The sequence below is a fragment of the Roseobacter sp. TSBP12 genome (assembly GCF_009129705.1).
GTDB lineage: Bacteria > Pseudomonadota > Alphaproteobacteria > Rhodobacterales > Rhodobacteraceae > Celeribacter > Celeribacter baekdonensis_A.
On the sequence record NZ_PYIB01000041.1, the window covers coordinates 49,090 to 74,023 of the forward strand.

A 24,934-nucleotide genomic window follows, 5' to 3' on the forward strand; every position below is an offset into this window, starting at 1 on the left:
ATGAACGCCACATTGGGCAAAGCCAAAGGCATCCTGTCGTATTTCACCCGTCACGGCACGGCCGCGAACCTTGTTTTGGTGATCTTGATCGTGGCGGGTCTGGCCGCGCTGCCGCGGATGCGAGCGCAGTATTTTCCTGACGTCGTGGTCGATACGGTGCGGGTTTCTGTTGCGTGGAAAGGGGCGGGGGCGGAAGACGTCGACAATGCCATCGTCCAGCTTTTGGAACCCACGCTTTTGGCCGTCGAAGGCGTGACTGAAAGCAGCGCGAGTTCAACCGAAGGCCGCGCGTCGATCAGCCTAGATTTCGAACCCGGCTGGGACATGCAACGCGCCGCCGACGATGTGAAGGCCGCGATTGATGCCGAGACCGATTTGCCGGAGGGCGCGGACGATCCAGTCATTCGTTGGGGCGGGTGGACGGATTCGGTCACCGATGTGGTGATCACCGGGCCTGTCGGGCTTGATCAACTGGCGCGGTTTGCCGATGAATTGGTGGCGCGGCTGTTTGCCCGCGGTGTGACGAAAACCAGCATTGCGGGAGTCGCCGCCTCCGAAATGATTGTCGAAGTGCCGACCCTCAATCTCATCCAGCACGACATTTCCATGGCCGAGATCGCCAGTGCGATTGCGGCCGAGACCGACACAAGCCCGGCGGGCAATGTCGGCACTGGTGGTGCGCGGGTGCGCGCGGGGGTTGAGAAACGTGAGGCGGCGGATATTTCCGCCATCGTGTTGCGCCGCAATGAGGATGGGTCGGAATTGACCATCGGCGATGTGGCGACGGTTCGGGTCAATGGCGTTGACCGCAATGAGGCGTTTTTTGTTGGCGACAATTCCTCGGTCTCGGTGCAAGTCGCGCGCTCGGATCAAGGGGATTCGATTGAGATTCAGCGGATCGTCGAAGAGGTCAGCGCCGAGATGGGACTGACCCTGCCCGACGGGGTGACACTCGATCTGTTTCGGACCCGCGCCGAGGCGATCCAGGCAAGGCTCGATCTGTTGCTGTCCAATGGCGCGATGGGGCTTGGGCTTGTCGTGATCTTGTTGTTCCTGTTCTTGAACGCGCGCACGGCAATCTGGGTGGCAGCGGGCATTCCAGTTGCGATGTTGTCAGCGATTGCGATGATGTATTTGGCCGGGCTGACGCTCAACATGATCTCGCTGTTTGCGCTGATCATCACCTTGGGTATCGTTGTCGATGATGCGATTGTCGTTGGTGAACATGCGGATTTTCGCGTCAGACGGTTGAAAGAAGGGCCGGTTGAGGCGGCGGAAAATGCCGCGCGGCGGATGTTCGCGCCAGTGTTTTCCTCAACCATCACCACGGTGATCGCCTTTTTTGGCCTGACGGTGATTTCGGGTCGCTTTGGCGATATGATCTCTGATATTCCCTTTACGGTGATAGTGGTTTTGATGGCCTCGCTTTTGGAATGTTTCATCATTCTGCCCAATCACCTCAGCCATTCCATCGCCTCCACCGCAAAGTCGCATTGGTATGACTGGCCCTCACGTCAGGTCGACAAGGGGTTTCATGTCTTTCGCGAACGCCTGTTCCGACCCTTGGTCGGCTGGTCGGTCAAACTGCGCTATCCGTTGCTCGCCGGGATCGTGCTTTTGCTGGCGATGCAGGTGTCTTTGGTGATCACCGGACAGGTGCAATGGCGGTTTTTCAATTCGCCGGAACAGCCGTTGATCTCTGGCAATTTCGCCATGGTGCCAGCGGCGGAGCGCGCTGACACATTTGCCATGATGCGCGAATTACAACGCGCCACCGAGGCCGTAGGCAGGCGCTATGAAGAGCAATATGGCACCAATCCCGTCGCCTATGCCGTGGCGCAAATCGGGTCGAATGCCGGGCGGGGCCTGTCTGGGACGGACACCAAAGAGGACTACCAACTTGGCGGATTGTCGATCGAATTGATCGACGCGGACCTGCGGCCCTATTCGTCTTATGCCTTTGTTGAGGACCTGCAAGCCGAGGTGGTGAACCATCCTTTGGCGGAAACCGTGTCGTTTCGGCGTGGCCATTTTGGCCCCGGCGGTGATGCGATTGATGTCGATCTTTATGGTGCGGAGTCGGCGACACTCAAGGCGGCGGCAGAGGCGCTCAAAACCCGGCTGGCACAGTTCCCGGAAGTTTCGGCGTTGGAAGACAGCCTCGCCTATGACAAAGAAGAGTTGATCTTGGAGTTGACGCCACAGGGCGAGGCGCTCGGGTTTTCCATCGACACATTGGGCACGACCTTGACCCATCGCTTGGGCGGGATCGAGGCCGCGACCTATCCCGAAGGCGTGCGCACCGCGACGGTGCGGGTCGAATTGCCCGAAGGCGAACTGACCGCCGATTTCATGGACCGTACCCAAATGCGCGCCAGTTCGGGCGTTTATGTGCCGCTGTCTGATATCGTCTCGGTGACGCGCCAGACCGGGTTTTCCACGGTACAACGCGAAAACGGTCTGCGCCTTGTCTCGGTCTCAGGTGATTTGAGCGAAGACAACCCGGCCCGCGCTTCAGACATCCAAGCAGCGATCACAGACGAGATCTTGCCCGCCTTGGACGAAGAATTCGGCATCACCCATCGGGTCTCTGGCCTCTCAGAGCAAGAGAACCAATTCCTCTCCGATGCGATGTTGGGTCTGGGCGGCGTGTTGATCGGGATTTACCTGACGCTGGCGTGGATTTTCTCAAGCTGGACGCGGCCTGTTGTGGTCATGTCGGTTATTCCCTTTGGCCTCATCGGTGCCATTCATGGCCATGCGATTTGGGGCATTCCCCTGTCGATGTTCTCCGTTGTCGGCCTGATCGGCATGACCGGGATCATCATCAACGATTCGATTGTTTTGGTCTCGACCGTGGATGAATATGCCAAAGAACGCGGGCTGTTTCCGGCGATCATTGATGCCGCAACCGACCGTTTGCGCCCCGTGATGTTGACGACGCTGACCACGGTTTTGGGTCTTGCGCCGCTCTTGTACGAACGCTCCGCCGATGCGCAGTTTCTCAAACCGACGGTGGTCACCCTGTCCTATGGGCTTGGGTTTGGCATGGTGGTTGTGTTGATGCTGGTGCCTGCGATTCTTGCGATGCAACTGGATGTGGCGCGTCAGATGGCGGCCCTGCGCCGCGCTGTGCGCCATCCGCGCCGGGCCGGGCTTGTGGGCTCTGCGATCTTGGCTGCGGGGGCTTTCGCGGCTTTGTGGTTCGCGCTGACGCTGGGGCAAGTGATGGTCTTTGGTGCGCTGTCACCGCTCTTGGGCGGTGGCGGGATTGGCGCGGCTTTGGCGCTGTTCCTTGGCGGATTATGTGTGAGCTTTGCGCTGTTGTATGTCGGTATCGCAGGGCGGATGGCGCGTCGGCACAAAGCGAGCTGATTGCTTATGATCCGCCGGTACAGCCCTGTGCCTCATAGGCCTGCCCGCCGCCGATGACGGTGATGGTCAAGGCCGAGCGATCCACCATAAACGGTTGCGCGTCAGATGGGACCAGATCGCTTTGCACCGAAACCGAACTACCGGTGCGGGTGACCATCGCCTCCGACACCCACATATAGCGGTCCGGGTGTTCAACAATCGCCACTTCGCGCGGACCCAAATGCGGTACATTGAGCGTTGCGGTCAGGCGCATCCCGTCGGACAGGGGGGTCGCGCTACAGCGCGCGCCCGTGATCTTTTGCGGTTGATCGGTCAGTGCTTTGCGGATCTGGCCGCTGTCCGCAATAGAACCTGTCCGGGCATTTTGCGCGAATGTTGCGCCGATTGCGGCCTGTAAGGGCATACAAATATCGTTGCACACGCCAAGGTCCATCACCCCATCCAGAGCAATGTCTCCCGCCGCGTTTGGCGTGATCTCGATCGGCAAAACCACCTCGCGCTCATAGCCCAGATACCACATGCCATTCTGGGAAAAGAGTTCGGGCACCGGCCAGTGCACGGTGACGGCAGAGACATTTTCAGACCCGCTCCAATCAAACTGTGGCGGAATGCCCGCCTCGCCGGGCGCGCGCCAATAGGTGTGCCAGCCGGGGGCCAATGTGATGCGAATGGCGGCCATCTGATGGCCATTGTCCATCTGCCATCCGGGCAGAACCTCGATCCGCGCCATATCTGCCGGGCTTTCGGCCAAGGCAGCAGGTGCAAATCCAAGACTGGCAAAACCAAGACTGGCCAAACCAAAACAGGCGGCGACGAATGTGTTTGAGATCGGGTGTGTCATGGCACCCATATAGACACGGGATGCGGTCACACAAACTCACATTTGAGAGACAGCGCCGCTCGCGCGGCTTTGTGTTGCGGCGCAACCGCGATTTTGGCGAGGAATGCCTCGCGCCCACTTGCGTTCAGGGCTGGCTTCAGGTGAGGTGGGGGTATGGTACACCCCGCTCCCATAGAGACCTCAGAGTTGACTGGAAAGCTTTTGATCGCGATGCCGGGAATCGGCGATCCGCGCTTTGAAAATGCCGTGGTGTTTCTTTGTGCTCATTCGTCTGACGGCGCGATGGGGTTGATTATCAACAAAACCTCAACCGAGATCGCCGTCTCCGATGTGTTTGAGCAACTCGACATTCGTGCCACACCTGAGATGCAACCGATCCCGGTCTATTTTGGTGGCCCGGTTGAACTGGGCCGTGGCTTTGTGTTGCACAGTACGGATTATGCCGCCGATCATGCCTCGATGCATGTGGGAGAACAGTTTTCCATGACGGCCTCACGCGAGATTTTGCGCGATATGGCGCGCGGTGCCGGGCCGGATGAGCGCTTGCTGTGTCTGGGATATGCGGGTTGGGGGCCGGGCCAGTTGGAGGAGGAGATTGTCAAAAACGGCTGGCTGGCCTGTGATGCGAACCCGGAGATTGTGTTTTCGACGCCGGATTGGGCCAAATGGCAGGCGGCGCTGAAGTCACTTGGCGTGAGCCCGGCGGTTTTGTCTTCAAATGCGGGCCGCGCGTGACGCAGCGTTTGGGTTGGGTGCCCGCACCCGCTTCGTTACGCTTCTCGTCAATCGTCGGGGTGTCCCGACCCAGGCTTGACAAAAATCTGCTGCAACATGTCGATGTTTTGCGAGCAGAAGGAGACCCACATGACCTATCGCGCCCCGGTTTCTGAGTATCAGTTTATCTTTGATCACATCGTTGATTTTGCGACTGTTCTGGAAACGGACACCTTTGCCGAGATTGATGCCGACACGGTTCAGGCCATTCTGAATGAGGCGGCCAATCTCACCAGCGATGTGATCGCACCGCTGGATCGGGGCGGGGATGTGACGCCCGCCACTTTGGTGGATGGCGTGGTTAAAACCTCTCCGGGGTTTGGCGATGCCTTGACGCAAGTGGCCGAAGGCGGGTGGATCGGCATGTTGGCGGACCCGGAAAATGGCGGGATGGGTCTTCCGCTTACGGTGGCGACGGCCGTGAATGAAATGATGTCGGGCGCTTGCCTGTCTTTGTCGCTTTATCCGCTGATGACACAGGGGCAAATCGAGGCCTTGGAGCATCACGCCAGCGACGAGATCAAAGCGCTTTACCTGCCGAAGCTGATTTCGGGCGAATGGTGCGGCACGATGAACCTCACCGAATCCGGGGCGGGCTCTGACGTGGGCGCGCTGCGGACCAAGGCGACGCGCAATGACGACGGGTCTTACGCCATCACCGGGCAGAAGATTTTTATCACTTGGGGCGACAATGATTTTTCCGAAAACGTCTGTCACCTTGTCTTGGCGCGTTTGCCGGATGGGGTCGAAGGGACCAAGGGCATTTCGCTGTTCATGGTGCCAAAGATCATCCCGAATGCGGATGGCTCGTTGGGAGAGGCCAATAGCCTCAAGGTCGTGAGCCTTGAGCATAAGCTCGGCATTCACGGGTCTCCCACCTGTGTGATGGCCTATGAAGGGGCCAAGGGCTGGCTTGTCGGGCGCGAGCACGAAGGCATGAAATGCATGTTCACCATGATGAACAACGCCCGCTTGGGCGTGGGGGTTCAGGGGGTTGGTATCGCCGAGGCCGCAACGCAAAAGGCGCTGGCCTATGCCGAAGATCGGGTGCAAGGCGCATCTCCGATTGGTCGGGAGGACGGCAGCATTCTGGATCATGCCGATGTGCGTCGGATGGTGGCGACGATGCGGGCTGAGACCTTTGTGGCGCGGTGTCTTTCGTTGGCCTGTGGTGTGGCGCTTGATCTTGGGCGTACGGAGCCGGACCAACAGGCGCGCGGGGCGTTTTTGATCCCGATCACCAAGGCATTTTCCACCGACATTGGTCATGAGGTCGCCCAAACCGGCGTTCAGGTCCATGGCGGCATGGGCTACATCGAAGAAACCGGTGCGGCGCAATATGCCCGTGATGCCCGCATTACCTCGATCTATGAAGGCACGAACGGCATTCAGGCGATGGACCTTGTGGGGCGTAAATTGATGGATGGCGGCGATGCGGCCTTTGCCATTTTGGACGAGATCGAAGCCTTTGCCGAAGAGGCGCGGGCGGTGTTGCCGCGTCGCGCGATTGCGGTGTGGAATGCGGCGGAGACCCTGCGCGAAGGGGTTGAGACCATGTTGGCGTTGCCGATGAATGACCGTTTTGCCGGCGCTGTGCCGTTTTTGCGGGCCTTTGCACGGGTGCTGGGCGGGCATTATCACCTCAAAGCGGCGATTGCCGAGGGCGGTGAGGGCAAGCATTCACGGCTTGCGGCCTTCTATATTAAACGTCTATTGCCCGAACACACCGCTCTTTTGGCGCAGGCGCGCCTTGGCGCGGCGGATGTCTATGCTTTGAGTTCTGAGGATCTGACCGCCTGATGACTGCTCCCATCCGCACGCCGTTTGATCCGCCCGAAATGGGCGAGGTCGTTGAGATTGCGCAAGGTGTGCTTTGGACCCGGATGCCTTTGCCGATCCCTTTGGCGCATGTGAATTGCTACCTCTTCGAGGAGGCCGATGGCTGGACCGTAGTGGACACCGGCGTCGATACCGCCAAAACGCGGCGGCTGTGGCAGCGGTTGATCGACGGGGTTTTGGGCGGCAAGCCGATCCACCGCGTCATTGCCACCCATCATCATCTTGATCACATCGGTCTTGCGGGCTGGTTTGTGTCCGAACATGGCGCGGGCCTAACCACCACCCGCACCGCCTATCTGATGGCGCGGATGCTGCAGCTTGATGTGCAAGAGGCTCCAACCCCTGAAATGTGTGCCTTTTGGCGCTCCTGCGGCATGGCGTCCGAGGTCTATGACAAACGTCTCACCGAACGCCCGTTCAACACCGCCGATGCGGTGACGCCAATCCCGCTTGGGTATACCCGCCTGCGCGAGGGCGATGAGATTGAGATCGGTGGTCGCATGTGGGACGTGCGCTGTGGCAATGGCCATGCGCCGGAACACGCGACATTTTGGAGCCGGGATGCGGATTTGGTGATTGGCGGGGATCAGCTTTTGGGCGCGATCTCTCCCAACCTCGGAGCCTCTGCGACTGAACCTTTGGCCGATCCGGTAGGGGAATGGATCACCTCTTGTGAGGGCTTCGTGCCCCATGCGCAAGACAGCCATCTTGTGATGACTGGGCATAAATTGCCCTACACGGGTCTGCCTGCGCGGTTGCGGCAATTGCTTGACAATCACCACCATGCGCTCGCCCGCCTGATTGAGACCCTAAAAGAGCCACATACTGCCTGCGATTGTTTCGATGTGCTGTTTCGTCGCAAGATCAAGGAGGGCGAATACGGCCTTGCGATGGTCGAAGCCATGGCCCATTGCCGCCATCTTGAAGCACAAGGGTTGGCCACCGGGCACGTCCGCGAGGATGGGGCGATCCTGTGGCAAGTGACGCAGGTATAGGCCCTGGATGGCTCAAGCAAAGCGACTTGTGGCTGATCTGAAACAGATTACCCCCTGATCGCACCCTCTGGATGCAAGCAACGGGTGACAGGCCGATCTGAATCGTCTAATTCAATGCCAAAGAAGATAAAAGGACACGCACAATGGCTGAGTATAAACACGGCGAAATGGATACTTCGGTTCAGGAAAAGACCTTTGCAGGCTTTATCAAATGGTCCACCTGGGTGGCAGGCGCTGCGATTTTCGCTTTGATTTTTATGGCTGTTTTCAACAGCTAAGCCTCGTTTAGGAGTCGGACAGTTCGGATGTTCTCTCGCGTTTTCTGGCTCCTGAGCCTTTTGGTCCTGACGGCCTGTGGAGCCGCCGAGCCCAAATGGGCCCCTGACGATGAGGTCGCGCGCGCGCATTATGTGCATGGCGCGCCCTACACGTTGACCCTGTTCACGGTGATCGGCAATCGCAGCGGCGGCGGGGCACATTCATCCTTGTTGGTCAATGCGCCGTCCGAGCGTGCGATTTTTGACCCTGCAGGCACGTTTTACCACCCGCATTTGCCCGAGCGTAACGATGTGCACTATGGCATGAGTGACGCCGCCGTGGCCTTTTACATAGATTACCATGCGCGCGTGACGTACCATGTGGTTGAACAGACCATCGTGGTCAGCCCTGAAGTCGCGCAGCTCGCGTTGTCAAAAATTCAGGCCCATGGCGCGGTGGCGAAGGCGCATTGTACCGATAGCATTTCGGGTATTTTGTCTGATCTGCCGGGGTTTGCCGGTGCACCAAACACGATGTTCCCCAAAAAACTGATGACGTGGTTCGGCACGTTTGAGGGCGTCAGCGAGAAAAAGCATTATGACGACAGCCCGGATGAGAACGGGCGCCTCATTGAAGCCCCGCCGCTGTTGCTACGTCACAGGCAGGGTGCCTGAGTCACCCTATCAACGCGCCGAAGCCGAAAAACAGCCCAAGCCCGATCAAAATCGCCCAAAGCACATTGCGGGTTAAAATCCCCACGGCAATGGTGGCCGCTGCACAGCCCAATCGCAGTGGGTCAAAGGCGTTTTCACCCTGCCCCAGTAGCATCGGTGCAACCACTGCGGGCAGTACCGCCACGGGCGTATAGCGCAGCAGGCGCAAGAGCCAATTGGGCAAAGGACGGTCACCGACAAAGCCCAAAAATGCAAAGCGGATCAAAAACGTACCCGCCGCCATAGACAGGATGATGGTCCAGATTTGACCTGTCGTGGCTTCGATCATGATGCGGCCTTTCGGTGTTCCATCCAAATCTCAACCTGTGCGCCAACGACCAAAGCAACCGCCGCAGCGACCAAAAGCCCGGAGCCAAAGGGCATAAAGCTCAGGGCCAGCACCAACACGACAGAGGTAAGCGCCGCCGCCAAATGCGCCAGTGTTTTCAACATCGGTGAGACCACGGCCAAAAAGGTGATTGGCACGGCGAAATCGACGCCGAGATCGGTGGGGATTTTCTCACCCAAAACCGCGCCGGTAAAGGTCAGCGCATACCATCCAATGCCGAGCGGGATGGCGACGCCAAAGAAATAGCCGAGCTTTTCAGAGACGCTCAGGTCGGGTTCTTTTTCGAATTTGATCGTCGAGAGCGCATAGGGTTGATCATAGAGCATATAGGCGGCAAAGGCGCGGGTCAGCAGCGAGGATTTGCCAATATGCGGGGTGATCGAAGCGGAATACATCCCCATGCGCAGATTGACGGCCAAAGCGGTGGCGATGACGATCACCGTGGGGGCGTTTTCCGTCATCAATTGCAAAGCGGCCAATTGCGCCGATCCGGCGATGACAAGCACGGAAAACCCCATGACTTCCACGATGTTCAGCCCGGCTTGCGTGGCAATTGCGCCAAAAATTGCGGCAAAGGGCCAGAGCACGATGTGAAACGGCAAACCGTCTTTGATGCCTATAAGGAACTGTCGCGAGGCGGGAGATTTAAACATGGATCTGTCACTTTTGGGGTCATGCCAACCTAAGGCATGTGTTCGCGCATGACCAATGTCGATTTGTGAATATGGGTTTTGCAAATGGTGATCAGACGGGGTCGATCAACAGGCGGGGTCGATCAATCAAACGTCCCGGTGACCCGCCCCAAAAGCATAAAGGCACGCGCGGTACGGGTGTCGGAGAGGGCGGAAATTTCTTCGTCCGTTGCGGTCTGTTCAAACTCGGCAAATGTTTTGTCGAATTTGCGCAGGAAATGGTGCACCGCATCGCGAAACACCGCATCCTGTTTCATCCGCCCCGAAGCCAAAGCCAAAGACGACCGATCCCGAACGCCGCCCAATGGCGCGACCGAATGGCCACGCTCTCCGGTGGCGAAGCGTCGCCACACCTCGGGCTTGGCACGGTCAGGACGCAGGTCGTCCATGTAAATCCCGTCTTGTGACAGCAGGGTCAAGACGTCCTGTGCGGCGTGAACCAATTGGCTGACCTTACGGTCAGACAAGGCGCGGCGCAGGGCGCGAAAACCCTCTTTGTCCTCGGCGGTTTCGGGGAAATTCAAAGCCTTGATAAAATCCGCGACCGAAAGGGGCGGTGCGAGGGATTCGGAGGGGGTGCCAAGCGCCAGCGAGGCCTGTTCTTCGATCAGCGCAGGCGAGGGGATCGCCAATTTGTCCTCCGGCGGCGTGGTACCGGGGCGGATCGAGGTGAACATCGCAAGGGTGGATTCGGTTTTTCGCTGAGCCGCGACAATCTCTTCGAGCTTTTTTTCAACGCTGCTGGATGCCGTGCCGCCGTGTTGTTGCGCCAGGTAGGATTGACGCATGGCAGAGATCGCCGCCTGAAGGCGGCGGCTCTCCTCTCGCATCGTGACCGACGCCCGCACCGCCAAGGCCCCGACCCAAATCATCGCCACGGGCATGAAAATCGCGATCAATATCATGACAAAGCGGATGCTGTCAAAATCGTCCGTGCCTTTGCCGACGATCAGAAAATAGCCAATGGTCAGCGCCAGCCAGAACAACGACAGGACTGCCGCGATCATTTCTGTCGCGGTGATCCGAGGGGCGTCATCCGGGCGTTGATACACGCCAAGTTCAATTTTTTTGGGACCTTCGTCTGCCAAAGGGGCCTCCACGACCGCGTCTATAAGGTTAAATATACGCGATCTTGAGGATTTCGTAGCTCTTTTCACCGCCGGGCGTGCGCACTTCGACGCTGTCGCCCTCTTCTTTGTTGATCAAGGCGCGCGCCAAGGGGGAGGCGATGTTCAACAGCCCGTTTTCGATATCGGCCTCGTGTTGGCCAACGATCTGATAGGTTTTCTCTTCGTCGGTGTCTTCATCCACGATTGTCACCGTGGCGGAGAATTTCACAGCGCCGGAAAGTGTTTTTGGATCAACGACTTCGGCCAGGGACAACACGCCCTCAAGCTCCTTGATCCGGCCTTCGATAAAGCTCTGTTTTTCACGCGCAGAATGATATTCGGCATTCTCTGACAGATCGCCAAGCTCGCGGGCTTCGGCAATCGCCTGAATGACAGCCGGGCGTTCCACCGACTTGAGTTTTTTCAGCTCGCTGCTCAACGCGGTGTTGCCCGCGCGCGTCATGAGAATTTTTTCCATCAGGCCACTCATCTGCACGAAAAAAGCGCTGCGAGGTCGGAGCCTCCGCGCGCTTTGGTTATCACAATTTATACTCCCAACTGACCCGGAATAGGGGCAGATTGCAAGGGCTCAGTTGTGCGACGTCCGACATGATGTCTGACATGGCGTGGTTTTAGGGGGTGGCCTGGTTGATGAGGGGCGATTCTTTTGGGGCAGACTGTGTGCTCTGCATGTAGCCTTATGAGATAATTGAGGTGTGGCGCGGGGCTTTGGTCACTTTTGATGCGGCGCTGCGGCGCTTTATCGATGTTTACGCCCAAGGGACGCCACGAAAAACACCATCTGAAATTGACCCGGCTATGGCTTAGCGGTTAGGTAAGCGCCGGAAAGCTGTTTGATCTGGGAGAAACTTTATGTCGAATGTCGAACGTGAGGCGATGGAATATGACGTCGTTATCGTTGGTGCCGGACCTGCGGGTCTCTCTGCTGCGATCCGCCTCAAACAGCTGGATGAGGACCTCAACATTGTTGTGTTGGAGAAAGGCTCCGAAGTGGGCGCGCATATTCTGTCCGGTGCGGTGCTCGATCCCTGTGGCCTTGACGCGCTGATGCCGGATTGGAAAGAGCGCGGTGCGCCGATTTCCACCAAGGTCACCGAAGACCATTTCCACCTTTTGGGGGAAGCGGGTTCCATTCGTATCCCAAATACGCCGATGCCGCCGTTCATGTCGAACCATGGCAAATACATCGTCTCCATGGGCAATGTCTGCCGCTGGATGGCGGAGCAGGCCGAAGCAATGGGCGTCGAGATTTTCCCCGGCATGGCCTGTTCTGAACTGATTTATGGCGAGAATGGCGAAGTCAAAGGCGTGGTAGCGGGCGAGTTTGGTCGTGGGCCGGATGGCGAACCGACCGAGGCCTATGAGCCGGGCATGGAGTTGCACGGTAAATATGTTTTGATTTCTGAAGGCGTGCGTGGCTCGCTTGCCAAAGAGATCATCGCCAAATACGACCTGCAAAAAGGCCGTGACGTTCAAAAATTCGGTCTCGGCATGAAGGAAATCTGGGAAATCGACCCGGATAAGCACAAAGAGGGCAAGGTTTGGCACTCGATGGGCTGGCCTTTGAATTCAAATGCGGGCGGCGGTGGATTTATCTATCACGCGGAAAACAATCAGATTTTCATCGGATTTGTGGTCCATCTGAATTACAAAAATCCCTATGTCTTCCCCTATATGGAGTTCCAACGCTTTAAACATCACCCGCTCGTCGCGGAGCTTTTGAAGGGCGGCAAACGCGTGGCGTATGGCGCACGCGCGATTTCCGAGGGCGGCTATCAGTCGATGCCAAAAGCGGCCTTTCCGGGGGGGGCTTTGCTGGGCTGTTCCGTTGGTCTCGTCAACGTGCCGCGGATCAAAGGCAACCACAACGCCATGCTGTCCGGCAAAGCGGCGGCGGAGCATGTTGTGGCGGCTCTCAAAGAGGGCCGGTCTGGCGACACGTTGGAAGGCTATGAAACCGAGCTGCGCACTGGCGCTGTCGGCAAGGACCTGAAACGTGTGCGCAATGTCAAACCGCTCTGGTCGAAATACGGCCTGACGGCGTCGCTGATGCTCGGTGGGTTGGATATGTGGACCAATACCCTGTTTGGTGGCTCGCTGTTTGGCACGGTAAAACACGGCAAAACCGATGCGCAATCGACCGGTAAGGCCGATAAATTCAAACCGATCGACTATCCGAAACCCGATGGTGTGATCTCGTTTGACCGGCTGACCAATGTGTCATTTGCCGCGACCAACCACGAAGAAAGCCAGCCCTGCCACCTCAAACTCAAAGATCCGCAAGTGGCGATTGATGTGGATTACAAACAATTCGGCGGCCCGTCCGCCCGCTATTGTCCGGCGGGGGTCTATGAATATCTGACACCCGAAGGGGAAGGGCCGAAATTTGTGGTGAACTTCCAAAACTGCGTGCACTGCAAAACCTGTGACATCAAAGAGGCCAGCCAAAACATCACCTGGACCGTGCCGCAGGGTGGCGATGGCCCGAACTATCCGAATATGTGACTCTCTCACGCCAACGTGTTGACGCAAATGACAGAACGGGGGCCCAGGCGGCCCCCGTTTGCGTTGCAGCCGCCCGGTTTGAACGATAGGCTTTGCGCAGATAACGCGAAGGAGATTTCTGGTGACACACCGCGCGGGTTTTTCGCTTTCCGCCCTGACCGCCGTCGGACTGATTTTAGGCGTCGGGCTTTTCAACCCGTCTCCGGTCTCGGCGGATGCGGGTGCCTATCTTGCGGCGCGCCAGGCGACAATGGATCGCAGTTTTCTCGACCTTGTGGGCTATGCGACGCGCTCGCTGGCCTCTGATCCGCAAAATCCGGTCCTGCTCGAATCCGTGATCTCGGGCCATATCTCCATGGGCAACTTTGATCAGATCAAAGGTTACGCCACCGTGTTGCGCGACCTTGAACCCGGCAATCAAATCGCCGCCATGGGCAATCTGACGCGACTGGCGCGTGATGAGGATTATGATGGTGTGATTGCGGCCCTTGATGAGGGACAAAGCATTTCTACCGTCGTTGACGGGATGGTGCATGCTTGGGCTTTCGTCGGCAAAGGCGATATGTCCAGTGCTCTGGCCCTGTTTGACGGCACGGTTGATGCGGGGCAGGGATTTGAGTTTTTTGGGCCTTATAACAAGGCCCTGGCCCTCGCCCTCGTAGGGGATTACGAAGGCGCGCTTGAAACGCTGTCTTCGGTTGGCATGCCCGCTACGCGTTCTGCCGTCATCGCACAAGCCCAAATTCTTAGCCAATTGGAGCGCAATGACGAGGCGCTTACCCTGATCAATGACAGTTTCGGACCGGCCAGTGATGCGCAAATCGACGCTCTCAAAGCCGCCCTGAGTGCGGGCGAAAACGTGCCGTTCACAGTCGTGCGCAGTGCGCGGGACGGTATGGCGGATGTGTTTTTCGCCGTGGCGTCCGCCCTAGATGGCGGGCTTGATGATGGCTACACGCTTTTGTACGCGCGCATTGCCCAGGAATTGCGCCCGGATGAGGCCAATTATGCGTTGTTCAGCGCTGCGCTTTTGGAGCGGCTCGACAATTACGATCTTGCCACCACCGCTTTTGACGCCATTGGTGTTGATGATCCGGCCTATCCGATGGCCACGCTTGGCCGCGCCGAAGCGCTGCGGGCGGCGGGCAAAGACGATGCCGAGCTTGAGGTTTTGCGCCAGTTGACGAAATCCCATCCTGAATTGGATGACGGGCATATCGCGCTTGGCGATGCGTTGCGTCGCCATGAACGCTATGCGGAAGCGGCCGAGGCCTACACCGTTGCAATTGATCTCAATCGGCCGCCCAGCCGAGCACAATGGCCGCTCTATTTCACCCGTGGCATCGCCTATGAGCGCGAAGGTGTTTGGGACAAGGCCGAGGCCGATCTGCGTCAGGCGCTTGCACTGGAACCCGATCAGCCGCAGGTGCTGAATTACCTTGGCTATTCTTTCCTTGAGATGAAAACCAACCTTGATGAAGCCATGGGGATGATCCGCAAGGCCTCTGCTGCGCGTCCGAATGATGGCTATATCACCGACAGTCTGGCGTGGGGGCTGTACCTTTTGGGTCGCTATGATGAAGCCGTCGATCCAATGGAACGCGCCGCCGCATTGATGCCGGTCGATGCGGTGGTGAACGATCACTTGGGGGACGTCTATTGGGCGGTGGGGCGCGAACGCGAAGCACGGTTTCAATGGGAACGCGCCCTGTCCTTTGATCCCGAGGAGGATGAGGCCAAGCGTATTCGCCGCAAATTGGAGGTGGGGCTGGACCGGGTGTTGGGTGAGGAGGGGCTCGCGCCCACGCGCCCCTTGGATGATGGCTAACCCCATATGATCACAAAGATTTTTGCTCCGGCCAAGATCAACCTTGCCCTACATGTCACCGGGCAACGGTCGGATGGCTATCACCTGTTGGACAGCCTTGTGGCCTTCGTCGATCTCGGCGATCAGATCATCGCCGCACCTGCCGTGCAATCGTCCCTGACGGTGACGGGTCCCTTTGCCGAGGGTGTGCCTGCCGATGGCACCAACCTTGTGTTGAAAGCGGCGGCTTTGGCCGGGCGGCCGATGGCCCTGACGCTTGATAAACATTTGCCGCCGGCCTCCGGCATTGGGGGCGGATCGGCGGATGCGGCGGCGACATTACGCGCGGCGGCCCGTTTGGGAACTCAGCCGGTGACCGCCGATCAGGCGCTGTCGCTGGGCGCGGATGTCCCCGTTTGTTTGCGCTCGAAACCGGTGCGGATGTCGGGGATCGGCGAGGGGCTGACCCCCGTCGTCATGCCCGCGCTGCATCTGGTGTTGGTCAACCCTCGGATCGAAGTGTCGACGCCGGAGGTGTTCGCCCGCCTTGAGCGCAAAGACAATATGCCGATGCCCGATAAGTTGCCGCGTTGGCCGGACACCTTGGCTTTTGTCGATTGGTTGAGCACTCAGCGCAACGATCTTGAACGACCTGCAGTGAAACTTGTGCCCGAGATTGCAGCGGCTTTGGCGGCTTTGGTGCTGGCCCCAAAAGTACAAATGGTGCGGATGTCGGGGTCCGGTGCGACCTGTTTTGGTCTTTTCGAGGATCGTTTGTCTGCGGATGCAGCGGCGGCGCAAATGGCCGCAAGCAATCCGTGGTGGTGGGTCAAATCGGCCAGCACGCTGCCGGGCTAAGGCGCGCTATCGTTTGGCGCAGCCGAGCCACATATTAAATTAGCGCAGCCGAGCCACGACATAATCCGCGATGTCCGACAGCATGTGAACAACCTCACCCGCAGGCAGCACAGACAGCGCCGCCTTGGCTTTTTCCGCCCAGTCCAGCGCCACCTCTCGGGTCTCTTCGAGCGCATTGTGGCGGTTCAACAGTGCGATGGCATGGTCCAGATCGCCCTCGTCCTGTTTGCCTTTCTCGATGGTCTTGACCCAAAAGGCGCGCTCTGTCTCGTCCGCTTTGGCAATCGCTTTGATCACCGGCAGGGTCAGTTTGCGTTCGCGGAAATCGTCACCGATGTTTTTCCCGGTCTGCGCCGAGCCCCAATAATCCAAAAGATCATCGACGATCTGAAATGAAATCCCAAGCGCATCGCCATAGTCAAACAGCGCCTTGACCACCGTGTCATCCGCCTCGGCCAAAACGCCGCCGACTTCGGTTGCCGCCGAAAACAGCGCTGCAGTTTTGCCGCGTACGACTTGCAGGTACACGCTCTCGTCGGTTTTCAAATCCTGCGCGGCGGTCAGTTGCAACACTTCGCCCTCGGCGATGGTCGCGGAGGCGTTGGAGAGGATTTGCAACACGCGCATGTTGTCGGCATCTGTCATCAACTGAAATGCGCGGGCAAAAAGATAATCCCCCACCAGCACCGAAGATTTGTTGTCCCACAACAGGTTCGCCGTGGGACGCCCGCGCCGCTGCGCGCTTTCATCGACCACATCGTCATGCAACAGCGTGGCGGTGTGGATGAATTCGACCGTGGCGGCGAGGTGAATGTGATAGGGGCCCATGTAGCCACAGGCCTTGGCCGCCGCCAAGGTCAACATTGGACGCAACCGTTTGCCGCCCGCCTCGATCAAATGCGCGGTGACTTCGGGAATGCGCGGCGCGTGCTCCGAGGACATGCGTTCACGGATCAGGGCGTTGACGGCCTCAAGCTCGGGCGCAAGATATGCGGCCAATTGCTCATGCGGTTTGATCGCCGCTCGTTTTGTCGCCTCACCCAAACTCATGGGACACTCCTTGTCTCGACAAACCCCTCGGTCTGTCTTTAAATCAAGTGATGAAACAGCTCCTGCGCACAACCGACCTGACCCAGATCATCTATGCCAAAGCCATCTTGTCCGGGGAGGATATAGACTGCTTTGAAATGGACGTCCATATGAGCGTCCTTGAGGGCAGTCTTGGCATATTGCCGCGTCGATTGATGGTCTTAGACGAGGATCTCAATCAGGCGCGGCGGATTTTGCGCGATCATGATTTTGAGTTGGAAGATCTGTGAGTTCGGAGACGACGGAGACCTGTGACGCGTTTTTGGGCGGGCGGGTGCAGCTTTACCAACCGGCAGACGGCTATCGCGCCGGTGTCGATCCGGTTATGTTGGCGGCGGCGACGCCTGCGCAGCCCGGACAGCATGTGTTGGAATTGGGCTGTGGGGCAGGGGCCGCGTTGCTGTGCTTGCATGCGCGCGTTGCGGGGCTGTCGCTGACCGGGGTTGAGATGCAGCCGATGTATGCCGATCTGGCCCGACGCAATGCGGCTCTGAACGGTGCCGATATGAGGGTTGTGGAGGCCGATTTGCGGCATCTGCCGCCGGATATAAAGACGCGCGGATTTGATCATGTGATGGCCAATCCGCCTTATTATGATCGCGCCCGTTCGACGTCTTCTCTCAATGCCGGGCGGGATATGGCCCTTGCAGGTGACACGCCGCTGAGCGATTGGATTGACGTGGCCGCGAAACGGCTTGCGCCCAAAGGCTATCTGACGATGATCCAAAAGGCGGATCGCCTCCCGGACATCTTGACACCGCTGATGGCACGGCTTGGCTCTGTACGGGTGCGTGCCATTCAGCCGCGTGTGGGGCGTGTGGCCGAGTTGGTGATTGTTCAGGCGCGCAAGGGCGGGCGGGCGGCGTTTGTGATGGAGCCGCCGCTGATCATGCATGAGGGCGAGCGACATCTGCGCGATGGTGAAAGCTACACGGCTCAGGTGTTAACCATTTTGCGCGAAGGCGGGGATTTGCCCTGGGGGCATTAATCCTTTGGCAATATTTCGCGCGCAACCCTGAGCGCGTCATTTTGTTCCAAAACAAACCCGTGACACGACTCAAAATCTATGGTGCACTTGTTACATAGCTTTTACATTGAAGCTAAATCAAACAGAGAGGAGAAGACATGAGCTTGGTTTCCCATATTGAGGAATTGAAGAAAAAGCACAAATCCCTCTCCGAAGCCGTCGAAATCGCGCAACGCTCCCCAAGCGCAGACGACCTTCGGATCGCAGACCTGAAAAAGCAAAAACTCCGGATCAAGGAAGAGATCGCGCGTTTGAGCACGACCTAAAACGTTATTAAAGCGTCACACCTTTCACCTGAGACAGGGAAAAAGTGTGACGCTGTCAGACATATTAATGTTGTGGGCGTTCCGCCATAAACCCGTGAAACAGGTTTATGGCGGAACGCTTTAAGTACAGATCATCATCCGGTCTGGCGGTTTGTAAAAGCGGCCAGACCGGCACCAGCAGTAATCAATCCCGCCGAGAGCAAAAGCATCAAACGCGGCTCAGTCACCCCTCCAAGGATCAGAGCCCCTGTTGACAAAAGTGGCGCGGCATATGCCGCTGTTCCAAGCAGTTGAATATCGCCCTTTTTCATTCCCACATCCCACAAGTAAAACGCACCGCCTGCGGGACCCAGTCCCAATGCGATCAGCGCCCCCCATCCTATGTAGGTTGCGGGCCAAACGGTCTCTTCAAAAGCCAAATGCGAGATCAACGAGAGGAACGCCGACAAAAGGCAAAATACGGCGACAGAGGCAGTGGTGATATGGCCGATCCGGCGCGAGATCACTGAATATCCGGCCCATGTGAAGGCCCCCGCCAAGGCGAGAAGATAGCCAAGTCCGGCCTCTCCCGCAAAGGATGTGCCACGCGCGATGACGAGGATGGCCCCCGCCAGCCCAAGTACGGCCCCTAAAATGTGCAGTGGGCGAAGGCGTTCGCCGGGCAAAAGGCCGGAAAAGAGGACGATCAGCAAGGGCCAGAGGTAGTTGATCAATCCCGCTTCCGCCGGAGGGGCAAGACGCAGGGATGAAAAATACAGGAAATGAAAGCCAAAAATCCCAAGTGTGCCAAAGCCATAGACCAAGGGCGAGACGCGTTTCAAATCCCTCCATGCACGGTTTTTGGCGATCCAGATCAGGCCAATTCCGCCACCAATGGCAAAGCTGATCGCATTGAGTTGCAGTGCCGGGACCGGCGTGCTGGCCACGGTGAACAGCGCCAAAAGCGCCCAGAGAAGGACGGCGAGAAAGCCGATGGATGTGGCGGTTTTGCGTGTCATTGCGCGAGATAGCCGTAAGTCTTTGAGCTGCGCAATCATAAAAAAAGGGGCCACGGCTGTGACCCCCTTCAAACCGTATCTCAACGCCTTAGGTGAGGTATTGGCCGCCGTTCGCCGTGATGGTCGAGCCGGTGATAAAGCCCGCCTCATCGGAGGCAAGGAACACCACACAGCGGGCGATGTCTTCGGGTTCGCCAAGGCGACCAACGGGAATGGTCGAAATGATTGACTCGCGGACTTTTTCCGGCACGGCCATGACCATTTCGGTCGCGATATAGCCGGGGCAAATCACGTTGACGGTGACGCCAGCGCGCGCACCCTCTTGAGCCAAGGCTTTGGTGAATCCGATGTCACCCGCTTTTGCGGCCGAATAGTTCACCTGGCCAAACTGACCTTTTTGGCCGTTGATCGACGAAATGTTGATCACGCGACCAAATTTACGCTCGCGCATGCCTGGCCAGATTGGGTGAGTCATGTTGAACACACCGGAAAGGTTGGTGTCCATGACCTGCTGCCATTGCTCACGGGTCATCTTGTGGAACGGCGCATCGCGGGTGATGCCCGCGTTGTTGACGAGAATGTCTACGGGGCCAAGCTCGGCCTCGACTTTGGCAATGCCTTCAACACAGCCATCGTAATCTGCCACGGACCATTTAAAGGTCTTGATGCCGGTTTCCTCAGTGAACTTCGCAGCAGCGTCGTCATTGCCTGCATAGTTTGCAGCCACGGTGTAGCCTGCGTCTTTCAGGGCCTTCGAAATGGCGGCGCCAATCCCGCGCGTTCCCCCGGTCACGATTGCGACTTTGGACATGATACTCCTCCCTATCAAATCTTCTGTTGGAAATCTTGTTATCCAAAATATTCTGCAGCCGCAACAATATTACTTAGCTGATGCAGAAATTTTTTGGCGCGACGGCATCGTCCCATGACATGGCTCCCAATGTTTTGGACATGAACACTGTACCGTCCAATCATGACAAACTGAATGCGGCGTGGGATCAAGAGCTATTTTAAGAAGGGAGTGTTTGCGCTACCATTTTGTAGGCTTTGGGCTTGTTTTGAGATCAAGCGGAGGGGAGAGGCCCCGAATTGGCCCCTCCCAGATTGGCTATCAATCGCGTTCGACGCAGAGGGCAACGCCCATACCGCCGCCGATGCAGAGTGTGGCGAGGCCTTTTTTGGCATCGCGGCGCTGCATCTCAAACAAAAGCGTGTTGAGAATACGTGCACCAGAGGCGCCGATCGGGTGGCCGATGGCAATTGCGCCACCGTTTACGTTTACCACGGCCGGATCCCAGCCCATGTCTTTGTTCACGGCACAGGCTTGTGCGGCAAAGGCTTCGTTGGCTTCGACCAGATCAAGATCCTGAGCCTTCCAACCGGCTTTTTCGAGCGCTTTGCGGGAGGCATGGATCGGGCCGACACCCATGATCGACGGGTCGAGACCGGCGGTTGCATAGGAGGCGATGCGGGCCAGGGGTTGGATGCCGCGTTTTGCCGCGTTGTCTGCCGACATCAAAAGCACGCCAGCCGCGCCATCGTTGATCCCTGAGGCGTTGCCTGCGGTGACAGATCCCTCTTTGTCAAAGGCCGGGCGCAGTTTTTGCATGGACTCCAACGTCGCGCCGTGACGGATGTATTCGTCGGCATCAACGATGATTTCGCCTTTACGGGTTTTCACCGCGAAGGGGATGATTTCATCAGAGAATTTCCCAGCCTTTTGCGCCGCTTCGGCTTTGTTTTGCGAGGCGAGGGCAAAGGCGTCCTGCATTTCGCGGGAAATCTGCCATTGATTGGCAACGTTTTCGGCGGTGATGCCCATGTGGTAGCCGTTAAACGCGTCCCAAAGGCCGTCTTTGATCATCGAATCGATGAACTTCATATCGCCCATTTTATGGCCAGCGCGCAGGTTGGCGACATGGGGAGACATGGACATGTTTTCTTGGCCGCCGGCACAGACGATGTCGGCATCCCCCAACATGATGTGTTGGGCGGCGAGGGCGACGGTGCGCAGGCCCGAGCCACAGACTTGGTTGATGCTCCATGCGGCGGATTCTTGTGGCAGACCGGCGTTGATATGGGCTTGGCGTGCCGGGTTTTGACCCTGACCCGCAGTCAGCACCTGACCAAGAATGGTTTCAGACACCTCGCCTTTTTCAATCCCGGCGCGCGCTACCAGCGCTTCAAGGACTGCGGCGCCGAGGTCGTGGGCCGGGGTATTGGCGAAAGCGCCCGAAAAGCTGCCGACGGCAGTTCGTGCTGCGGATGCGATAACGACATTGGTCATGATGGTCTTCTCTCCCAGAATGGTTGTGGGGAGATTGCCCAATGGTTGGATTTTTTGCAACAATATTGCGCGGCTCCCCACCAAAGCAGTAGGCTGCGCGCGCAGCATTTTCAACCATCAATCCCAGGATGAGGCGGTTTGACGCCCGACTAGCTGGCTTTTCGGCGTGTTTCTTTGGTTTGCCACGCCGGATCAATCGTGGCCGCGCCGAAGTAGTGGCCCTGCATGCAATCGATCCCGATTGAACTCAAGTATTGGGCATCTGCTTCGGTTTCGACAAATTCGGCCACCGTATACATGTCAAAATGTTTGGCGACAGAGACCAGTGCCTGCGTCAGCACTTGGTTGTCGGGATTTGTTGCGATGCCACGGATAAAGCTGCCATCAATTTTCACAATGTCGAAATAGAATTCTTTGAGATAGCGGAAGGCGGTATAGCCCGCGCCAAAATCATCAAGAGCAAAGGAAATGCCCATAGATTGTAGCTCTTTCATGAAGACAGACACAAGATCAGGCATCACCATGGCGGAGCTCTCAGTGATCTCCAAAATAAGACGTTCGGCGACGGTTGCGTTTTTGGCCAAACCAATGTGAAGCGTTTCTTTCCAGCGTGGATAGCCAATGGAGCGCGCCGACATGTTGATCGCAAGGCGCAATGTCGGGTGTTTGTTGAGGGCGGTGAGCCCAAGTTCAAGTGCGAGACAGTCGAGTTGGCGACCGGTTTCAGTGGTCTCGGCAACGTCAATAAACTCGCGCGCGGGAATCACCCGTCCGGTTTGATCCAAAACCCGAATGAGGCCTTCGAAAAAGGCGGGACGGTCCGGGCGCAACGTTTGGACAATAGGTTGATATGCAAGCATCACCTGTTTTTTCCGCAGGGCCGAATGCACCATATCCATTGTGTTTTGATCGCGCTCTGCGACCGCAGCCGACAGTGGGCTACCCAAATCATCGTGGCCATAGAAAGAGGTATTCATCCCGTCACCTTGCCTTAAAGCATCCGCATTGTGAGACCGACTTTGAAAGACTTGGGATAACGGTGGGTAAACTTTCAAATTTGTTTGAGATTTTAGAGAAGTTTTAAACAATGTCATAAAGCATTGATGCGATTTGAAAATTTAAGGGAAAACGTGAAATTGATCGAAAATTCGGAGTATTTAAATCGAATTTTTCTTTCTAAAAGGGCGCAGGTTTTGCGGGCCAAGGCAAAAACTGCCGTTGCAAAAATTGAATGGCAAAACAGGATCGATTTGAAATGGCTTAACCATATTGAAAGTAACCTTTGCTCAACTGCGATCAAATCAGACAATTGGGCACAACATGTCATTTCAAAACTCTGCAACAGCCTTTTCCTCAAGCCGTGAAGAGGCGCCGTTCTCAATCGACGAACTGTTCTTTTCACGGACAGATGAGCGCGGTGTGATCGCGGCCGGGAACGAAGTTTTTCGCCGAATTTCCGAATATTCCTGGCAAGAACTTGTTGGTGCCCCTCATAAGATCATTCGACACCCCGATATGCCGAAAGGGGTTTTTTATATTCTGTGGGAGCGGCTCAAAAAAGGGCTAGCCACGGGCGCTTATGTGAAAAACCGTGCGAAAGATGGTCGGTACTATTGGGTCTATGCGGTTATTTCGCCGATTGAGGGCGGCTATGTTTCCGTGCGGATGAAACCCTCTTCGAAAGTCTTTTCTCAGGCTCAGGTCGCGTATGCGGAGGCTCTAAAATTAGAGGCAAATGAAGGGCTTACTCCCGAAGAAAGTGCTGCGAAAATTCGTGAAGTTTTGCGAGATCTCGGGTTCCCAACCTATGCGGCGTTCAGTTCGTTTGCGATTGCACAAGAGATGACGGCCCGTGACACCGCGCTCGCCCGGGTCGAAGACGGGCGTTTACGCAGTATGAAAGAGCTTTTGCCCAGGCTGCATGACCTTGAATCAGAGCAACAGAACCTGTTCACGGCCTTCGCCAAAATTCGTGGGATTCCCTCAAATATGCGCATTGTTGCATCGCGGTTGGAGCCTGCGGGAGGGCCGATTTCTGCAATCTCCCAAAATTATAGATTGATGTCGGACGAAGTGACCAACCATCTTGGAGGGTTCAGGGTCGAAAACGGCGCCCGAAGTATGACCGAATCGGTTCTGTCGCGAGTGCACCACGGTATTTTCATGATGGCCGCGGCACGGCTACAACGTGAAGTGAAAATGGTTGCGCTAGAGGCTTTCTTGACAGCGAAAGAAGGGGATAATTTCAAGTATGAGGTGGAGGTTCTCACCACCTTACTCGACACCTACTCCATTGATTCTGGAGCAGTTTTGGTATCCGTCTTTAACGATGTGACCGCGCTCACGCGCTCGGCAAAGGATCTGCGTCAACTTGTGACGGGGCTTGATTCCATCCGGGTGTTGTGCCGCGTCGAAGCTGGGCGTCTTGGGGCGAATTCGGTATCGCTCATGCCTGTCATTGATCAACTCGATAAATTCCATATCGAAATTGATGCGACTTTGGAGCGGATCATGCATCTCTCGGAACGGGTGAAAACATTGGTTGAGGCGGCCATGCCGCGCACCGCTAATGGATCACTACACTATCATCATTCGTGAGGCCGTATTCATTCAACAGTTCGGTCACAATTGCTTGGGCTGAGGGCGAGAACCAGTCCGCATCTCCGGTCATACGTGCGATTTCCTGGCCTTGTGGAGAAATCAAGATCGACACAGGGAGGCCAAGCACCCCCATATCACGCGCCATTGCGCCTTTTGGGTCAAGTCGTGCCGTCAGCTCTTTGATCTGAGCGGTTTCAAAGAATTTTTCGATCGCGGGTGTGGGGTTGTGTCCGGTCGCAATGGGCAGAACCGCAAACCCTTTGCCGTCAAACTCAGCGGAGAGCGCATCAAGCGCCGGCATTTCTTTGCGACACGGCGCACACCACGTGGCCCAGAAATTGAGAAGGACAAGTTTGCCCGCATGGTCCGCAAGCGTTTCCTCAGCACCATCCATCGTCGTGAACGGCAGCGCACTCACTTCTTTGGGTTCAGTGTGAAATCCCAGTTTTTGCAGGCTGTCCTCGCGCAAATCCATCACGCTTTGCATATCCTGTGCGGCAGCAGGAATTGCACCAAGCTCAGGGCCGTAT

Annotated in this window: 24 protein-coding genes; 13 read left to right on the forward strand and 11 right to left on the reverse strand. The window is 57.1% G+C overall.

Annotated elements, in window-relative coordinates:
- Positions 1-3,375, forward strand: a complete 3,375-nt coding sequence (locus tag C8029_RS11910; RefSeq protein ID WP_152002959.1) for an efflux RND transporter permease subunit — start codon at positions 1-3, stop codon at positions 3,373-3,375.
- Positions 3,376-3,379: 4 nt separating this feature from the next.
- On the opposite strand, the gene C8029_RS11915 is transcribed toward C8029_RS11910, so the two are convergent.
- The gene (locus tag C8029_RS11915) at positions 3,380-4,246 is read right to left on the reverse strand and encodes a protein-disulfide reductase DsbD domain-containing protein (RefSeq protein ID WP_009572351.1); all 867 of its coding nucleotides are present in this window, start codon (positions 4,244-4,246) and stop codon (positions 3,380-3,382) included.
- Positions 4,247-4,369: 123 nt separating this feature from the next.
- Between C8029_RS11915 and C8029_RS11920 the strand changes: the two genes are divergently transcribed.
- From C8029_RS11920 to C8029_RS11940, 5 genes are all read left to right on the forward strand, one after another.
- On the forward strand, positions 4,370-4,951 hold the full coding sequence (locus tag C8029_RS11920) for a YqgE/AlgH family protein (RefSeq protein ID WP_040402396.1): 582 nt from the start codon (positions 4,370-4,372) through the stop codon (positions 4,949-4,951).
- A 129-nt stretch (positions 4,952-5,080) separates the two neighbouring features.
- Positions 5,081-6,790, forward strand: coding sequence for an acyl-CoA dehydrogenase family protein (locus tag C8029_RS11925; protein ID WP_152002960.1), 1,710 nt, complete (start codon positions 5,081-5,083; stop codon positions 6,788-6,790).
- Positions 6,790-7,824, forward strand: a complete 1,035-nt coding sequence (locus C8029_RS11930) for an MBL fold metallo-hydrolase (RefSeq protein WP_009572354.1) — start codon at positions 6,790-6,792, stop codon at positions 7,822-7,824. Before C8029_RS11925 ends, C8029_RS11930 begins: the two co-directional genes overlap by 1 nt.
- Positions 7,825-7,967: 143 nt before the next feature.
- A complete protein-coding gene (locus C8029_RS11935; protein WP_009572355.1) occupies positions 7,968-8,102 on the forward strand; it encodes an aa3-type cytochrome c oxidase subunit IV in 135 nt (44 codons plus the stop codon).
- A 27-nt stretch (positions 8,103-8,129) separates the two neighbouring features.
- The gene (locus tag C8029_RS11940; protein WP_009572356.1) at positions 8,130-8,756 is read left to right on the forward strand and encodes a hypothetical protein; all 627 of its coding nucleotides are present in this window, start codon (positions 8,130-8,132) and stop codon (positions 8,754-8,756) included.
- 1 nt (position 8,757) lies between these two features.
- On the opposite strand, the gene C8029_RS11945 is transcribed toward C8029_RS11940, so the two are convergent.
- The 4 genes from C8029_RS11945 to greA form a co-directional block, all read right to left on the reverse strand.
- A complete protein-coding gene (locus tag C8029_RS11945) occupies positions 8,758-9,084 on the reverse strand; it encodes an AzlD domain-containing protein (RefSeq protein WP_009572357.1) in 327 nt (108 codons plus the stop codon).
- Entirely contained in the window at positions 9,081-9,797 is a 717-nt protein-coding gene (locus C8029_RS11950; protein ID WP_009572358.1) for an AzlC family ABC transporter permease, read from the reverse strand. The genes C8029_RS11945 and C8029_RS11950 overlap by 4 nt, the downstream gene beginning before the upstream one ends.
- A 122-nt stretch (positions 9,798-9,919) precedes the next feature.
- Entirely contained in the window at positions 9,920-10,936 is a 1,017-nt protein-coding gene (locus tag C8029_RS11955) for a hypothetical protein (RefSeq protein WP_152002961.1), read from the reverse strand.
- Between the two features lie 16 nt (positions 10,937-10,952).
- Positions 10,953-11,423: a transcription elongation factor GreA gene (gene greA / locus C8029_RS11960; RefSeq protein WP_009572360.1), complete on the reverse strand. Its 471-nt coding sequence runs from the start codon at positions 11,421-11,423 to the stop codon at positions 10,953-10,955.
- Positions 11,424-11,818: 395 nt separating this feature from the next.
- Here greA and C8029_RS11965 point away from each other — a divergent pair, with 395 nt between their 5' ends.
- The 3 genes from C8029_RS11965 to C8029_RS11975 all read left to right on the forward strand — a co-directional run bounded on the left by C8029_RS11965 (position 11,819) and on the right by C8029_RS11975 (position 16,136).
- Positions 11,819-13,471: an electron transfer flavoprotein-ubiquinone oxidoreductase gene (locus C8029_RS11965; protein ID WP_152002962.1), complete on the forward strand. Its 1,653-nt coding sequence runs from the start codon at positions 11,819-11,821 to the stop codon at positions 13,469-13,471.
- A gap of 121 nt (positions 13,472-13,592) precedes the next feature.
- On the forward strand, positions 13,593-15,299 hold the full coding sequence (locus tag C8029_RS11970; protein WP_152002963.1) for a tetratricopeptide repeat protein: 1,707 nt from the start codon (positions 13,593-13,595) through the stop codon (positions 15,297-15,299).
- Positions 15,300-15,308: 9 nt separating this feature from the next.
- Complete coding sequence (locus C8029_RS11975; protein ID WP_040402427.1) at positions 15,309-16,136, forward strand: 4-(cytidine 5'-diphospho)-2-C-methyl-D-erythritol kinase; 828 nt, start codon at positions 15,309-15,311, stop codon at positions 16,134-16,136.
- Between the two features lie 39 nt (positions 16,137-16,175).
- On the opposite strand, the gene C8029_RS11980 is transcribed toward C8029_RS11975, so the two are convergent.
- Positions 16,176-17,186 carry a polyprenyl synthetase family protein gene (locus tag C8029_RS11980; RefSeq protein WP_009572364.1) on the reverse strand — a complete coding sequence of 337 codons (1,011 nt, stop codon included), beginning with the start codon at positions 17,184-17,186 and terminating at the stop codon, positions 16,176-16,178.
- A 50-nt stretch (positions 17,187-17,236) separates the two neighbouring features.
- Between C8029_RS11980 and C8029_RS11985 the strand changes: the two genes are divergently transcribed.
- The 3 genes from C8029_RS11985 (at position 17,237) to C8029_RS11995 (ending at position 18,518) form a co-directional block, all read left to right on the forward strand.
- The gene (locus tag C8029_RS11985) at positions 17,237-17,455 is read left to right on the forward strand and encodes a putative signal transducing protein (protein WP_009572365.1); all 219 of its coding nucleotides are present in this window, start codon (positions 17,237-17,239) and stop codon (positions 17,453-17,455) included.
- On the forward strand, positions 17,452-18,213 hold the full coding sequence (locus C8029_RS11990; RefSeq protein ID WP_009572366.1) for a tRNA1(Val) (adenine(37)-N6)-methyltransferase: 762 nt from the start codon (positions 17,452-17,454) through the stop codon (positions 18,211-18,213). The genes C8029_RS11985 and C8029_RS11990 overlap by 4 nt, the downstream gene beginning before the upstream one ends.
- Positions 18,214-18,350: 137 nt before the next feature.
- Entirely contained in the window at positions 18,351-18,518 is a 168-nt protein-coding gene (locus C8029_RS11995; protein WP_009572367.1) for a YdcH family protein, read from the forward strand.
- A gap of 134 nt (positions 18,519-18,652) precedes the next feature.
- Here C8029_RS11995 and yddG read toward each other — a convergent pair whose 3' ends face one another.
- From yddG to C8029_RS12015, 4 genes are all read right to left on the reverse strand, one after another.
- Positions 18,653-19,516, reverse strand: a complete 864-nt coding sequence (yddG, locus tag C8029_RS12000; protein WP_009572368.1) for an aromatic amino acid exporter YddG — start codon at positions 19,514-19,516, stop codon at positions 18,653-18,655.
- An 88-nt stretch (positions 19,517-19,604) separates the two neighbouring features.
- Positions 19,605-20,327, reverse strand: coding sequence for a beta-ketoacyl-ACP reductase (locus C8029_RS12005; protein WP_009572369.1), 723 nt, complete (start codon positions 20,325-20,327; stop codon positions 19,605-19,607).
- A 300-nt stretch (positions 20,328-20,627) separates the two neighbouring features.
- On the reverse strand, positions 20,628-21,803 hold the full coding sequence (locus C8029_RS12010) for an acetyl-CoA C-acetyltransferase (RefSeq protein ID WP_009572370.1): 1,176 nt from the start codon (positions 21,801-21,803) through the stop codon (positions 20,628-20,630).
- 149 nt (positions 21,804-21,952) lie between these two features.
- On the reverse strand, positions 21,953-22,780 hold the full coding sequence (locus C8029_RS12015) for an EAL domain-containing protein (RefSeq protein WP_009572371.1): 828 nt from the start codon (positions 22,778-22,780) through the stop codon (positions 21,953-21,955).
- 343 nt (positions 22,781-23,123) lie between these two features.
- Between C8029_RS12015 and C8029_RS12025 the strand changes: the two genes are divergently transcribed.
- Complete coding sequence (locus tag C8029_RS12025; protein WP_009572372.1) at positions 23,124-24,401, forward strand: PAS domain-containing protein; 1,278 nt, start codon at positions 23,124-23,126, stop codon at positions 24,399-24,401.
- Here the strand turns inward: C8029_RS12025 and C8029_RS12030 are convergent.
- Positions 24,370-24,879, reverse strand: a complete 510-nt coding sequence (locus C8029_RS12030; RefSeq protein WP_226946323.1) for a TlpA family protein disulfide reductase — start codon at positions 24,877-24,879, stop codon at positions 24,370-24,372. The two genes, C8029_RS12025 and C8029_RS12030, sit on opposite strands and share 32 nt — an antisense overlap.
- Positions 24,880-24,934 lie beyond the last annotated feature (55 nt).

Excerpts from the sequence above, each read along its gene's own strand:
- greA (WP_009572360.1), bottom strand. The coding sequence starts at position 11,423 with ATGGAAAAAATTCTCATGACGCGCGCGGGCAACACCGCGTTGAGCAGC.
- yddG (WP_009572368.1), bottom strand. The coding sequence starts at position 19,516 with ATGACACGCAAAACCGCCACATCCATCGGCTTTCTCGCCGTCCTTCTC.
- C8029_RS11940 (WP_009572356.1), top strand. The coding sequence starts at position 8,130 with ATGTTCTCTCGCGTTTTCTGGCTCCTGAGCCTTTTGGTCCTGACGGCC.
- C8029_RS12030 (WP_226946323.1), bottom strand. The coding sequence starts at position 24,879 with ATGGATTTGCGCGAGGACAGCCTGCAAAAACTGGGATTTCACACTGAA.
- C8029_RS11950 (WP_009572358.1), bottom strand. The coding sequence starts at position 9,797 with ATGTTTAAATCTCCCGCCTCGCGACAGTTCCTTATAGGCATCAAAGAC.
- C8029_RS11920 (WP_040402396.1), top strand. The coding sequence starts at position 4,370 with ATGGTACACCCCGCTCCCATAGAGACCTCAGAGTTGACTGGAAAGCTT.
- C8029_RS11985 (WP_009572365.1), top strand. The coding sequence starts at position 17,237 with ATGAAACAGCTCCTGCGCACAACCGACCTGACCCAGATCATCTATGCC.
- C8029_RS12010 (WP_009572370.1), bottom strand. The coding sequence starts at position 21,803 with ATGACCAATGTCGTTATCGCATCCGCAGCACGAACTGCCGTCGGCAGC.
- C8029_RS12025 (WP_009572372.1), top strand. The coding sequence starts at position 23,124 with ATGTCATTTCAAAACTCTGCAACAGCCTTTTCCTCAAGCCGTGAAGAG.
- C8029_RS12015 (WP_009572371.1), bottom strand. The coding sequence starts at position 22,780 with ATGAATACCTCTTTCTATGGCCACGATGATTTGGGTAGCCCACTGTCG.
- C8029_RS11930 (WP_009572354.1), top strand. The coding sequence starts at position 6,790 with ATGACTGCTCCCATCCGCACGCCGTTTGATCCGCCCGAAATGGGCGAG.
- C8029_RS11935 (WP_009572355.1), top strand. The coding sequence starts at position 7,968 with ATGGCTGAGTATAAACACGGCGAAATGGATACTTCGGTTCAGGAAAAG.
- C8029_RS12005 (WP_009572369.1), bottom strand. The coding sequence starts at position 20,327 with ATGTCCAAAGTCGCAATCGTGACCGGGGGAACGCGCGGGATTGGCGCC.
- C8029_RS11945 (WP_009572357.1), bottom strand. The coding sequence starts at position 9,084 with ATGATCGAAGCCACGACAGGTCAAATCTGGACCATCATCCTGTCTATG.
- C8029_RS11910 (WP_152002959.1), top strand. The coding sequence starts at position 1 with ATGAACGCCACATTGGGCAAAGCCAAAGGCATCCTGTCGTATTTCACC.
- C8029_RS11995 (WP_009572367.1), top strand. The coding sequence starts at position 18,351 with ATGAGCTTGGTTTCCCATATTGAGGAATTGAAGAAAAAGCACAAATCC.
- C8029_RS11925 (WP_152002960.1), top strand. The coding sequence starts at position 5,081 with ATGACCTATCGCGCCCCGGTTTCTGAGTATCAGTTTATCTTTGATCAC.
- C8029_RS11965 (WP_152002962.1), top strand. The coding sequence starts at position 11,819 with ATGTCGAATGTCGAACGTGAGGCGATGGAATATGACGTCGTTATCGTT.
- C8029_RS11980 (WP_009572364.1), bottom strand. The coding sequence starts at position 17,186 with ATGAGTTTGGGTGAGGCGACAAAACGAGCGGCGATCAAACCGCATGAG.